Source organism: Miniphocaeibacter halophilus, assembly GCF_016458825.1.
In the GTDB taxonomy this organism is placed as follows: Bacteria; Bacillota; Clostridia; order Tissierellales; family Peptoniphilaceae; genus Miniphocaeibacter; species Miniphocaeibacter halophilus.
Genome location: NZ_CP066744.1, coordinates 1,000,952 through 1,013,639 on the forward strand (window position 1 = coordinate 1,000,952; position 12,688 = coordinate 1,013,639).

At 30.8% G+C, this 12,688-nt stretch carries 11 protein-coding genes; 5 read left to right on the top strand and 6 right to left on the bottom strand.

The window, feature by feature from the left end; all coding sequences use genetic code 11:
• Positions 1–3 precede the first annotated feature (3 nt).
• Positions 4–477 carry a Cys-tRNA(Pro) deacylase gene (gene ybaK, locus JFY71_RS04915; protein ID WP_243661929.1) on the bottom strand — a complete coding sequence of 158 codons (474 nt, stop codon included), beginning with the start codon at positions 475–477 and terminating at the stop codon, positions 4–6.
• Between the two features lie 82 nt (positions 478–559).
• Between ybaK and JFY71_RS04920 the strand changes: the two genes are divergently transcribed.
• The 3 genes from JFY71_RS04920 (at position 560) to JFY71_RS04930 (ending at position 3,581) form a co-directional block, all read left to right on the top strand.
• The gene (locus JFY71_RS04920) at positions 560–1,342 is read left to right on the top strand and encodes an MBL fold metallo-hydrolase (protein WP_243661930.1); all 783 of its coding nucleotides are present in this window, start codon (positions 560–562) and stop codon (positions 1,340–1,342) included.
• Positions 1,343–1,410: 68 nt separating this feature from the next.
• On the top strand, positions 1,411–3,183 hold the full coding sequence (locus tag JFY71_RS04925) for an FAD-dependent oxidoreductase (RefSeq protein ID WP_243661931.1): 1,773 nt from the start codon (positions 1,411–1,413) through the stop codon (positions 3,181–3,183).
• Between the two features lie 170 nt (positions 3,184–3,353).
• Complete coding sequence (locus JFY71_RS04930) at positions 3,354–3,581, top strand: hypothetical protein (protein WP_243661932.1); 228 nt, start codon at positions 3,354–3,356, stop codon at positions 3,579–3,581.
• A gap of 18 nt (positions 3,582–3,599) precedes the next feature.
• Here JFY71_RS04930 and JFY71_RS04935 read toward each other — a convergent pair whose 3' ends face one another.
• From JFY71_RS04935 to amrA, 3 genes are read right to left on the bottom strand one after another with little or no spacing between them, the layout of a single operon-like run.
• The gene (locus JFY71_RS04935; RefSeq protein ID WP_243661933.1) at positions 3,600–4,979 is read right to left on the bottom strand and encodes an MATE family efflux transporter; all 1,380 of its coding nucleotides are present in this window, start codon (positions 4,977–4,979) and stop codon (positions 3,600–3,602) included.
• Positions 4,980–5,033: 54 nt separating this feature from the next.
• Positions 5,034–5,861 (bottom strand): AmmeMemoRadiSam system radical SAM enzyme, encoded by an 828-nt coding sequence (amrS, locus tag JFY71_RS04940; protein ID WP_243661934.1) that lies wholly within the window; start codon positions 5,859–5,861, stop codon positions 5,034–5,036.
• Complete coding sequence (amrA, locus tag JFY71_RS04945) at positions 5,858–7,243, bottom strand: AmmeMemoRadiSam system protein A (RefSeq protein ID WP_243661935.1); 1,386 nt, start codon at positions 7,241–7,243, stop codon at positions 5,858–5,860. Before amrA ends, amrS begins: the two co-directional genes overlap by 4 nt.
• A gap of 147 nt (positions 7,244–7,390) precedes the next feature.
• Between amrA and JFY71_RS04950 the strand changes: the two genes are divergently transcribed.
• Positions 7,391–8,497: an RtcB family protein gene (locus tag JFY71_RS04950; RefSeq protein WP_243661936.1), complete on the top strand. Its 1,107-nt coding sequence runs from the start codon at positions 7,391–7,393 to the stop codon at positions 8,495–8,497.
• 197 nt (positions 8,498–8,694) lie between these two features.
• Complete coding sequence (locus JFY71_RS04955; RefSeq protein WP_243661937.1) at positions 8,695–10,719, top strand: thioredoxin domain-containing protein; 2,025 nt, start codon at positions 8,695–8,697, stop codon at positions 10,717–10,719.
• Between the two features lie 110 nt (positions 10,720–10,829).
• Here the strand turns inward: JFY71_RS04955 and JFY71_RS04960 are convergent, their stop codons facing one another.
• Complete coding sequence (locus JFY71_RS04960) at positions 10,830–11,345, bottom strand: NUDIX hydrolase (protein WP_243661938.1); 516 nt, start codon at positions 11,343–11,345, stop codon at positions 10,830–10,832.
• Between the two features lie 19 nt (positions 11,346–11,364).
• Positions 11,365–12,687 (bottom strand): Sapep family Mn(2+)-dependent dipeptidase, encoded by a 1,323-nt coding sequence (locus JFY71_RS04965; protein WP_243661939.1) that lies wholly within the window; start codon positions 12,685–12,687, stop codon positions 11,365–11,367.
• Position 12,688 lies beyond the last annotated feature (1 nt).

A 12,688-nucleotide genomic window follows, 5' to 3' on the forward strand; every position in this document is an offset into this window, starting at 1 on the left:
ATCCTATTTTACTAAATCATAAATATCTGCATCTGTTATTTCTATTAAATCCCTTGGAGATATTTTTATTTGAGCCCCTAATTTTCCACCACTTACATATATTTGATTAAATTCCATTGCAGAATTGTCTAATACTGTTTTATAAAGTTTTTTCATACCTATTGGAGAACAACCTCCTCTAATATAACCGGTTATTTTTTTAATATCTTTAACATGTATCATTTCTATTTTTTTAACATTAACTGATTTTGCAGCTTTTTTTAAATCCAATTCCCTATTTACCGGAATAACAAATACATAATTATTATTATCTGCACCAATTGTTACTAGGGTTTTAAAGACTATGTTTAAATCCAATCCAACTTTATTGGCAACGGAAATTCCATCAATATTTTCATCAACCTCATAATTTATTATTTCAAAATCTATTTTTTTAGATTCTAATATTCTCATTGCATTTGTTTTGTTTTTCTTCATAATTCTTTCACCACTTAAATTATATACCCATTATATCGTTTAATATACTAGAACAATAGGTATAATAATAATGGAGGGTATTATGGAAAAATTCGAAATTAAAGTTACATATATTAATCATAGTTGTTTTTCAATAGAAACAAAAAACTATCTATTTATTATTGATTATTTTAAGGGAAATCTTCCTAAACCAATAATAGGCAAAAAAACAATTTTTATTGCTACACATTCCCATAATGACCATTTTTCAAAAAAGATTTTTGAATATGGAAATTTTAAAGATAATATATATATTCTATCAAAAGATATTGCAGAATTGTATAAAAATGAAAATATTATTTATTTAGATAGTCCCGACAAAGACAAAGACCTTGATATTAATACAATGAAAAAAATTTGGAACAAGGATAATGTTTTTATTTTAGATAAAGATGAAAAATTTTCCTATCACGATGTAGATTTTTACACCTATGGTTCTACCGATAAGGGTTTTTCTATATTAGTAGAATTACCTTATTTAACCTTCTTCCACGCCGGAGATTTAAATGACTGGGAATGGCCGGAAGATACGGATTTGGAACGAGAACAAATGAGGAACGATTTTAGACGAGAAATCGATAAAATTCAAACCGATCAGTTGGATTTAGCATTTTTCCCAATTGATCCAAGACTTAAGGAAGATTATGATTTAGGAGTTTCCTATTTTTTAGAAACACTTTCTCCCGAAATATTATTTCCAATGCATATGTGGGATAATTTAAAATTTTCTAAAAGATTTAAAGAGGATTACGATGATATTTACACAGAAATTAAAGAAATTGATTTTGACGGACAGGAGTTTTATATAACAATAGAAGTTGAATAACATGACCCTACATTTAAAATTTATTGTAACTAAGACTCTTTTTCTTATTGGAGATAAGGAGGTTCAAAATGAGAAAATGGGAATGTACAGTATGTGGTTATATACATGAAGGTGAGTCTCCACCTGACATATGTCCGGTTTGTGGAGCAAGTAAAGATAAATTTATACTTTTAGAAGACAATGGCAAAGAAAGTCCAGAAAGAACTTTTACTAAGGAAAATAAAGAAGCGGATATTATTGTTGTAGGAAGTGGAGCCGCTGCCTTAGCTGCAGCTACTACTGCCATAGCCAATAATCTATCTGTAATAATTTTGGAAAAGGCAAATACCTTAGGTGGAACTACTAGACGCTCTGGTGGTAGATATTGGATTCCTAATAATTACTGTCAGAAGGATGCTAATATTCATGACTCTAAAGAAGATGCTCTTTCTTACATGGCAAGATATTCCTTTCCAAGTAAATTCAATAAGGATCTTCCCAATTTAGGACTAAGTGAATATCAGTATGGAATGTTGGAAAACTATTATAATGAAAGTGCTCCTATGATTGAGTATTTTAAAGATATAGGGGTTTTTGAAACCGTAATAGATTACGATTGGCAGGGAAAACCCCATGTTGACTATATGGAAAATCTTCCGGAAAACAAAGGAATACTAGGTCGTTCTGTTTATGCTAAAACCGATAATCCAAATAGCGGTGAAGGCGGTAAAGACCTAATTAACTTGTTTTTAAAATGGCTTGAAAATCATAATGCCGACATAAGAATAGGTCATAGAGTTATTGATACAGTTAGCGATGCTGAGGGAAAAATTAGTGGAGTTATTGCAGAAGTAAACGGTATAAGGGAAGAATTTATAGCCAATAAGGGCGTTGTATTTGGAACAGGAGGTTTTTCCCATAACCAAGACCTACTTCAAAGATTTCATGCCCATCCTTTAATTGGTGGCTGTGCAGTTCCAACTAATACTGGAGACTTTGTAAATATTTCACAGAAACTTGGGGCTCAACTTGGCAATATGACAAATGCTTACAGGGTTCAAAGTATGTTGGAAGTATATCTTGCAAATCCTGAAGGTTCCAGTAGTACCTTCTATTTTGTAGGAGATAGTTTTTTAGAAGTAAATAAATATGGTAAAAGAGTCGTTAATGAAAAGAGAAATTATAACGATAGAACCCAAATTCATTATGTCTGGGATCCTGTAAAGGGAGAATATCCTAATGAATATCTATTTTTCATCTTTGATAACAGGGCTTTAAATTATTGGATGGGCTTTCCACCTTACCCTGCTGGAGACCCTAAAACAATGAAGCATATAATAGTTGGTGAAAATATTGAGGATTTAACAATTCAAATTAAGAATAGACTGAATAGTTTAAAAGATAAAATTGGTAATTTTTCTCTAGAAGAAGATTTCACCGAAAATTTAAGTAAGACTATTAAAAGATTTAATGAATTTGCTAAAAATGGTAAGGACTTGGATTTTCATAGAGGCGAAACCAATTATGAATTAAACTATGCTACAATGAGACCATTTATTCCTAATGTTAAATGGCCTTCTGAGGACCAAGTCAACAGGGCAATGTATCCTTTAGATGAAAAAGGTCCTTATTATGGAATAATTTTAGCTCCTGGCTCCTTAGATACTAATGGAGGTCCAATGATAAATAAATATGGACAAGTTTTAAGGGACTATAATAATCCTATTAAGGGATTATACGGTGCCGGCAACTGTGTTGCTTCTTCCGGTATAAATGCCTACTGGGGAGCAGGTGCAACAATTGGTCCTGCTATGACCTATGGTCATTTAGCAGTACTTCACGCTGCAGGCTTAAAAAAATAATATTAAACTAAATTGTTTAAGAAGTTACAATAAATGAATTAAAATCGAGTAGGAAAAACTCTCCTACTCGATTTTCTTTGTTAATATTTTCACTAAATTGTTAGTATTTTGTTAGTTTTAAAATTAAAATAAAGGATAAAATAAAAATGTACAGTCCTAGGGAGGTTGTTATGAAAGAGTTGGAAACGATAGATGTTAGTAGTTTAATATCTATTTTTGTCTTTTTTGTCCTTTTAATAGTATATTTTATTGTTGCTAATAAATTTACAAAAAAATTAATCAAAAAAATAGATATTAAAGACTATTCAAATAGAAAAAAATCATTAATTAAATTTTTTATTAACCTAGTTGATGTTTTAATTTTCATATTAATAATGCACCTTTTAGATAAAATCTAAGAGGTGCTTTTTATTTTCTTAATTTTCTAAAGCTAATTTTCTCATTTTCTTAATTTCATCCAAAGCCAATGCTAAAGCCACTACTAATGCTGCAAAATCTGCTATTGGTCCTGCAAACATTATTCCTTCTATGCCAAATATCATTGGTAATATTATTAGTAGGGGAACTAAAAATAAAAATTGTCTTGTTAATGTAACAAATATTCCCTTTATTGGCTTTCCAATAGAGGCGAAAAAATTACCAAATAAGGGCATTAATCCATTTGTTATTGTAAACATCATAAATATTCTAAAAAATCTTGTACCAAATTCAAAATATTCCTTATTTCCCGTTCCAAAGAAGGAAATTATTTCTCGAGGAAATAACTGAAAACTAATCAAGGCTAAGGTTCCAACTATTAAATTGATTTTTGTTGTTAATTTTAGTGTATCTTCAACTCTTTTATAGTTTCTAGCCCCATAGTTATAGCCAAATATCGGTTGACAGCCTTGTCCTACACCTACACTAACAGATAAAAATATAAAGTTAACTTTAAATATAATACCAACTACTGCTAAGGGGATAACCGGACCATATTTTGAAAGGGCTCCATAATGAGCAAGAACATTATTTAAGGTAATTTGCATAATTAACATAGCAACTTGGTTAAAGGAGATAGATGCTCCTAAGGCAAAAATCCTACCGACTAATTTAGAATGGACTTTTAATATTTCCTTTGTTATTGTAAATGTTTTAAATTTATATTTTAAATAATATATACTAATTGCTGCCGATGCTATTTGACCAATAACCGTCGCCCAAGCAGCTCCTGCCATTCCCCATTTAAAAACAAATATGAATATTGGGTCAAGTATTGTATTTATTACTGCACCAACTACTACACAGACCATTGCATATTTAGGACTTCCATCGGCCCTTATAATATTAGATGATGCAGTATTTAATACTAAAAATGGAAAACCTATACAAATTATTGAAGCATAGGTTTTTGCATAGGGCATAACTTCTTCTGTAGCTCCAAATATTTTCAAAAGTGGTGTTATAAACATAATGGATACTGCTGAAAAGACTATACTCATAACTACCATTAGCACAACGCCATTTCCAATATATTTTTGTGCTAATCTTTCTCTTTTTTCTCCCATTCTTAAATTGAAATTAGCAGCTGTCCCTACTCCAATTAATAAGGAAATAGCTGTAAAAATTGTTGTTAAAGGAAAGGAAACGTTTGTAGCAGCGTTTCCAATTACACCTACTCCTCTACCAACAAAAATCTGGTCTACCATATTATAAATTGCACCAACTAAGGTACTTATTATTGCAGGTAGTGCAAATTTAAAAACTAACTTTCCAATTGGCTCTGTTGCCAAAGAATTCTCTTCTATCTTTTCCGACATTTATACCTCCCAACGACTATTTATTCCAGATAATTAAATTTACCCCTGTATAAACTAACAATTTCCCGGATATACATTTTTTAAATATTCCTTTGCTATTCCAACAAATTTATATATTGTTTCCAGTGGTGTTGGAGAACTGTCCCACATTTTATATGCTGGAAAAAATCTACTAATATGTAAAGGAATTTCAGGATTAATATCTGCAATCCATTTTACCATTTTTCTCATTTCTTCTTCATTATCATTTAACCCAGGTATAACTAGATTAGTTAATTCTATATGGGTTGTTTTTGCTGCTATTTTTATATTTTCCAAGGTAGTTTGTAAATCTCCCCCAACTCTTTTATAAAAATCCTCAGAAAATGCTTTAAGGTCAATATTTACAGCATCAATATGGCCTATTACCTCTTTAAATATTTCATTATTTATACTTCCATTTGTTACAAGTATATTTTTTAAAGAATGTTTATGTATTAATTTAGAGCAGTCTAAAACATATTCATATCCTATTAAGGGTTCATTGTAGGTATAGGCTACTCCTATATTTCCTTCTGCTACTAATTCCTCTGCCATTTTCACAAGTTCTTTTGGAGAAATATATCTTTTATTTATATTGCTGCCATCAGAAGTAGCAATAATATAATTTTGACAAAATTCACAGGTGAAATTACATCCAAAGGAGCCAACAGAAAGAACTTTACTTCCCGGCATATAATTATTTAATGGTTTTTTTTCTATAGAATCTAAGGAAATTGAAGTGACTTGCCCATAATTAGTAGAAATAATTTTCCCATCCTTAGCCTGCCTAGCATGGCAAAAACCTAATTGACCTTCGCTTAAGTTACATCTTCTTGTACAAACATCACATCTTATTTTCATTTATGACGCACCACCTTAAACCGTTCAAGGGTCTGTTTATCATGAGGATATATTCCCGCTTTTCTCCTAACAATTTTTAATTGTTCTTCTGGAGTGTCAACTCCTTCAATATTTGGAAGAAGCAATCCTCTCTTTACACCACTGGTGACAATTAAGCCATACTTGGAAGTATCTAGCTCATCTAAGGATGATATTGGTTCAGCTTCGCCTAGTACATCTACACTATAGACCAATTCATTAAGTTCGCTTTCTTCCACTCTTGGAAACCTAGGGTCCCTTGTTCCTGATGATATGGCATTTTCCAAAATTTCCTCTGCTACTGAATCCTTTACAGGCTCTATAGTTCCAATGCAGCCTCTTAACTGTCCATGTTTATAAATAGTTACAAAAACCCCTGCTTTAGTGTTGGTCATTTCTTCCGGTAAATTAGTTGGCAATTTTAATTTTTCATTTGTTCTTATGTAGGTTTCAAGGGATTTTCTTGCTAATTCAACCCATGGGTCTGAGTCTTTCCTTAAATCCTTAACTCTGTCTATTTCCTTTTCTTCATAAATCTTGTCAAATTTACGGTTATTATTTTCGCCAATCACCTCAAATTGACCAGTTGCATAACCTACACCATAAGGTCCTTCTAAAGAAAATAACTGGGATTTCACTTCCTTACTGTCTAAAACTCCTGCCATTATTACAAAAGAACGAAGACCACAATCGGCAGCCTTTTCTATAAAATCAGGACTAAATTCAAATAATTTAGAAAAATCAGCAGTTTCTATAATTTCCCCTATTTTTTTATCGTAAACAGGTCCTTCCGGTGCAAAACCATAAGGTCCTTCCGGCAATAATTTATGAGATAAATCGCCACTTGCAATGTATACAGATTTTCTTGAAAGTTCTTCTGATGCTTTTTGAACAATTTTCCCAAATTCATAATGTTTTGTTAAGGATAAACCTGAAAGACCAATTCTCACTAATTTATAGTCCTTATAATATTTGTTAATATAATAAAGAGGTACTAAAACGCCATGGTCTAGTTCATCATCTTGCTCTCCAAGAGTTCCTGCAGGTATGTTTTTTTCTTCTGCTAACTCACTTATTTTTTTAACTAATTCATTATCATATGGTATTTTCATCTTTACTTCCGGCACTCTAAAATTCCAAAATGATCCTTCACCAAATTCCCCTGAAGATATATTTATATAATCTGCATAAGGTGTAGCATGAGGTGAACTTAGTATAATTGTTTCCGGTTTAATACTTGCAATAATTTTTGCTACTTTTTCAAATCCTTCAATGGTCTTTCTTGCTTTTCTTTCTTCTCCTTTACCGACTTCCGGCACTATTATTGGTGGGTGGGCTAATATAAAAGTATTTTTTATGGTCATTTTTTTCTCCTTTCTTTAATTTTGAAAACATCTTCCCTAATATAACCTTATCACTTAAAAAGTAAAATTTCCATATTTTCATTGATTTTTAATACTTTGATATACTATTATTAGGGATGTTACTAATTTTAATAGAAAGGATAGAAAATGATAGAGTTAAAGGGTAAATATAACTACGCTATTGTATTTACAGATGATTTAGAAATTCAAGCTGAAAAACAAATTACTAATCTCTTGGACCATGAATTTATAAAGGACAGTAAAATTCGTATTATGCCGGATGTTCATGCAGGTATTGGATGTACAATTGGTACTACTATGACCATTCAAGATAAGATAGTTCCTAACTTAGTAGGAGTTGATATTGGCTGTGGAATTGAAACGGTACTACTTAAAAACAAAAATATAGAACTTGAAAAACTAGACAAAATAGTCCATAATTCAATTCCTTCCGGTTTTAAAATTCGTAAAACAGTTCATCCCTATATCGATGAACTGGATTTAGATAATTTAAAATGTTTAAACCATATTAATATAAAACGGGCAAGATTAAGTTTAGGCACCCTTGGTGGTGGTAATCATTTTATAGAAATAAATGAGGATGAAAATGGTCAGCTTTATTTAGTAGTACATTCCGGCAGCCGTCATTTAGGAAAACAAGTTGCAGAATACTATCAAAAATTAGCTTTTAAGGATTTAAAAGGTAAAAATATTAAAATTAATAAAAACCTAGCTTATTTAGAAGGAAAACTATTTGATGATTATCTTCATGATATGGCCATAGTACAAAAATATGCTGAAAAAAATAGACATGCAATAGTTTCAGAAATAGTAAAGCAGATGAAATTTAAGGTTGTAGACTCCTTTACAACAATTCATAACTATATTGATATTGAAAGTATGATTTTAAGAAAAGGTGCAGTTTCCGCTAAAAAGGGAGAAAGGCTACTAATACCAATAAATATGAGGGATGGAAGTCTACTGTGTATTGGTAAGGGAAATGAAGAATGGAATTACTCTGCTCCCCATGGTGCCGGTAGAATCTTAAGTAGAAGGGCAGCTAAGGAGAGTTTTAAAATGTCCGACTTTAAAAAATCCATGGAGGATATTTATTCAACTACTGTAAACAAAGGTACCTTAGATGAAGCACCTTTCGCCTACAAACCAATAGATGAAATAATTGCAAATATAGGAGATACTGTGGAAATAGTTAGGGTTTTAAAACCCTTGTATAATTTTAAAGCCGTTGAGTAAATAAATATGAATATATTGTATTAGGAATAATCCTTCTACAAATATTTATTATATTGAAAATTCAAATAAACTACGAAAAACAGTCTTAAATTAAGCAAGTATTTTACATAAAAATACTTGCTTTTTATTAATCTTTTATAGGGTATAAATGATTATGAAATATTTATAATAAATATATTTTATAAGGAGAATTGTATATGAATAATTACACTAATCATTTAATAGACGAGGTTTCACCCTACCTTTTACAACATGCACATAACCCTGTAGATTGGTATCCTTGGAGTGACAAGGCTTTTGAAAAGGCTACTGGCGAAAATAAACCGATTTTTCTTTCAATTGGCTATAGTACCTGCCATTGGTGTCATGTAATGGCTCACGAATCCTTTGAAGATGAGGAAGTTGCAAAAGTTTTAAATAAAAATTTTGTATCTATTAAGGTTGACAGAGAAGAACGTCCAGACATAGATTCAATTTATATGAATGTTGCTCAAACATTAACAGGGTCAGGAGGTTGGCCTTTAACTATTATTATGACCCCTGAAAAGAAACCATTTTTTGCCGGAACTTATTTTCCTAAAAACAGTAAATATGGAAGAACAGGATTAATAGATCTTTTAAATACAGTTACAGATAAATGGTTAAAGGACAGGGAAACTATTTTAAATTCAAGTAATGAAATAACATCAGCCATTAAAAATTATGAAGAATCAAAAATCAATAAGGTAGTTAAAAACAATAAGGATTCAATTATTGACGCTATTGAGGGTTTAGAAAGTAATTTCGACTCTAAATATGGCGGATTTGGAAATGCACCTAAATTTCCAACACCTCATAATTTATTATTTTTACTACATTGTCATAAACTCGGTTTAAGTAAAAATGCTCTGCCTATTGTAGAAAAAACCTTGATTTCAATGTATAAAGGTGGAATTTTCGACCATATTGGCTATGGTTTTTCCAGATATTCAACAGATAATAAGTGGTTAGTTCCTCATTTTGAAAAAATGCTTTACGATAATGCCCTACTGGTAATAGTATATTCCCAAGCCTATCAAATTACTAAAAAAGACCTGTATAAATACATTGTAGAAAAAACCTTAGAATATATTTCCAGGGAAATGACCTCAAAAGACGGTGGCTTTTATTCTGCCCAAGATGCCGATAGTCAAGGAGAAGAAGGAAAATACTATACTTGGGATTACAAGGAAATAATAGATGTTCTGGGAAAAGATAAGGGTGAAGATTTCTGTAAATTTTATAATGTAAGTAAAAGAGGAAACTTTGAAGGTAAAAATATTTTAAATTTAATTCATAAGGATGAACTTTTACCTAATGACCGAATAAAAGAAAGTATAAATAAACTCTACACTTATAGATTAAATAGATATCCACTTCATAAGGACGATAAAATACTCGTTTCTTGGAATTCTATGATGATTACAGCCTATGCTCTTGCAGGAAGGGTTTTTAATAATAATAGTTATGTAGAAATAGCTGAAAAAGGACTAAGTTTTATAAAAAACAATTTAACAAAGGAAGATAAGTCCCTTTATATAAGTTACAGGGACGGCAATGTAAGTGGTAATGGACTTTTAGATGACTATGCCTACTTAGCTTGGGCTAATTTAGAACTATATAATACTAGCTACCAAACTGAGTATCTTGTTAATTGTAAAAATATTTTAAATAAAATGGAAAAAGACTTCCTTGACCCTAAAGGCGGATACTTTTTAAGTCCTAAGGACTCAGGGGATTTAATATATAGACCTAAAGAATTTTATGACGGAGCCGTTCCTTCAGCTAATTCAATACTTGTCTATGTTTTTTCTAAATATTCTAAATTAACAGGAGATTCCGATGTTCAGAATAGTCTGGACAAGCAACTAAAGGTTTATTCTTCCCTATTTGAAGCCCAACCCTTAGCTTATACCTTCGGCTTACAGGCACTACTTTTAAATATTTATCCTACTAAGGAATTGGTTTCAGTTATAGAATCAAAGGATATAGACGAATTGAAAAAGGAATTTTCAAATATCTACAATCCACAAATTACTAATTTAGTTATTACAGAAGAAACAAGGGACAGTATTAATAAATTAGCTCCTTTTACAGAAAGCTATTTAGAAAATAGTAGTGTGCCTTTCTACTATTTATGTGAAAACTACACCTGCTTAGAACCAGTAAATAATATTGATAAAATAAGAAAAGAAATAGAGTAAGAAAAAAGTGTGAAAACTCGAGTTTTCACACTTTTTTTATTTGGATTTTACCCCTTATAAATACTAAAACAAAAGCAAAAATCCCGCATAAATATGCGAGATTTCAAATATTATTTAAAATAAGTTCTATAGGATTTTCTAATATCAAATAACATTTCTATAAAGGAAGGGTAGTAGGATAAAAATTTATCTTCTTTTATTAATTTTATAATTTCATCCCTACTTGCCCATTTTACTTTTTCTACTTCTTCTTCTTGTAATTTTAATGCACTTATATCTATTTCTCTTTCTAGTAGAAAAATGTCATCAAATCCGGTAGGAAAATTTAAGGTTAAATGTGGTCTAGTGTTTTTTAAGTCCAACTTTATTCCAAGTTCCTCAAAGGTTTCCCTTTCAGCTGCCTGGTAACTTTTTTCACCTGCTATAGCATTACCACCTGCTGTTAAATCCCATAAACCAGCTCTTATTTTCATAAAGGCTTGTCTTTTTTGTATTAACATTTCCCCTTTAAAATTGAATATACAAACATGAACTGCTAAATGGTATTGGTCACACCCTATTTTACAGTCTGTACCTGTTTCACCTATTATATTTCGATTTTTATCGTAAATATCCCAAGTTTCCATATTTCACCTCAAGAAATTTTTATATATCTTTTGATAGATTATATAGGGCTAGGGCATATATTTCAAGGTTTTTCAATAGGTCTTCTTCAGTCATATATTCATTTTCCTTATGAGCTATTCCCTTTTGTCCCGGAAATGACGGTCCAAAGGCAACTATATTAGGCATTTTTCTTGCATAGGTCGCTCCTGTTGTCGTTACAGGACTTCCGTCTAAGCCGGTGGATATTTCATAGGCTTCCTGTAATAATTTAAGTCGTTTATCGTCTTTTGGAAATATTACACTTGGCATTGATTTAATTATCTCCATTTGACTGTTTTTTGGAATGTTATTTTTTAAATTTCTAATTAATTCCTCTTCTTTTATAGTTACAGGGTATCTGGAACTAAATTGAATTTCTATTTTCTTATTCTCTTTTTTTATTTTAGTTAAGGAAACTTGAGTAACCCCCGAATCCAAGTCCTCAAATCTAATTCCTAAATTTTTTCCTTCATAATCTGAAAATGAATCATAAAGCCAACTCATATATTTACTTAAACTATTATTGTCTGAATCCCTTAAATCCCTTGCCATTAAAAGTATAGCATTAGTTCCCATTTCCGGAGCATTTGAAGGGGATTTTTTTCCCTTGTAAATTTTCTCTTCCTTGTTTTTATATACTAGTTTTACCTTATCTGGTATGAAACTGGAACTAAACTCTCCACCTATTTTCTTTATTATATCCAATTCCTTATTTTCAAATAAAGTTGTTACTTTTATTCTAACAACTCCTCTTTCACCATAAACTACAGGATATTTGCAATCTGGTGTATAACCGAATACTGGAGGCTTTTCTTTTTGTAAATACAAATCAATGTCATTTGAACCATTTTCTTCGTTGGAGCCGAAAATAATTCTTATTGGGATTTTAGGGAGGATTTTTAATCTTTTTAAAATATATAATCCAAATAAATTAGCTAAAATCGGCCCTTTGTTGTCCAGTATTCCCCTTCCATAAAAGACTCCATCCTTTAGGGTTAATTCATATGGATTTGTATTCCAACCATCACCAGCCCTTACTACATCTAAATGACCAAAAACTCCAATATATTCCCTACCTTCTCCATATTGTATGTAAGTCATTGCATTATTTACTATTTTCCCTTTAAAGCCTAATTTCGTTCCAATTTCCAATATTTTTTCCAGTGCTTCCCTAGTATATTTACCAAAGGGAGCATTTTCTTCAGGTTTTCCAAGTTCGCTGGGTATTTCTATTATTTCTTTTAATGTTTTATAAAATTCTTCCTTTATTAATTCTATTTCTTTTTTTATAGTATTATATATTTCCAATTTATTTTCTTCCATA

Excerpts from the sequence above, each read along its gene's own strand:
- ybaK (WP_243661929.1), bottom strand. The coding sequence starts at position 477 with ATGAAGAAAAACAAAACAAATGCAATGAGAATATTAGAATCTAAAAAA.
- amrA (WP_243661935.1), bottom strand. The coding sequence starts at position 7,243 with ATGACCATAAAAAATACTTTTATATTAGCCCACCCACCAATAATAGTG.
- amrS (WP_243661934.1), bottom strand. The coding sequence starts at position 5,861 with ATGAAAATAAGATGTGATGTTTGTACAAGAAGATGTAACTTAAGCGAA.
- JFY71_RS04930 (WP_243661932.1), top strand. The coding sequence starts at position 3,354 with ATGAAAGAGTTGGAAACGATAGATGTTAGTAGTTTAATATCTATTTTT.
- JFY71_RS04965 (WP_243661939.1), bottom strand. The coding sequence starts at position 12,687 with ATGGAAGAAAATAAATTGGAAATATATAATACTATAAAAAAAGAAATA.
- JFY71_RS04960 (WP_243661938.1), bottom strand. The coding sequence starts at position 11,345 with ATGGAAACTTGGGATATTTACGATAAAAATCGAAATATAATAGGTGAA.
- JFY71_RS04925 (WP_243661931.1), top strand. The coding sequence starts at position 1,411 with ATGAGAAAATGGGAATGTACAGTATGTGGTTATATACATGAAGGTGAG.
- JFY71_RS04920 (WP_243661930.1), top strand. The coding sequence starts at position 560 with ATGGAAAAATTCGAAATTAAAGTTACATATATTAATCATAGTTGTTTT.
- JFY71_RS04950 (WP_243661936.1), top strand. The coding sequence starts at position 7,391 with ATGATAGAGTTAAAGGGTAAATATAACTACGCTATTGTATTTACAGAT.
- JFY71_RS04955 (WP_243661937.1), top strand. The coding sequence starts at position 8,695 with ATGAATAATTACACTAATCATTTAATAGACGAGGTTTCACCCTACCTT.
- JFY71_RS04935 (WP_243661933.1), bottom strand. The coding sequence starts at position 4,979 with ATGTCGGAAAAGATAGAAGAGAATTCTTTGGCAACAGAGCCAATTGGA.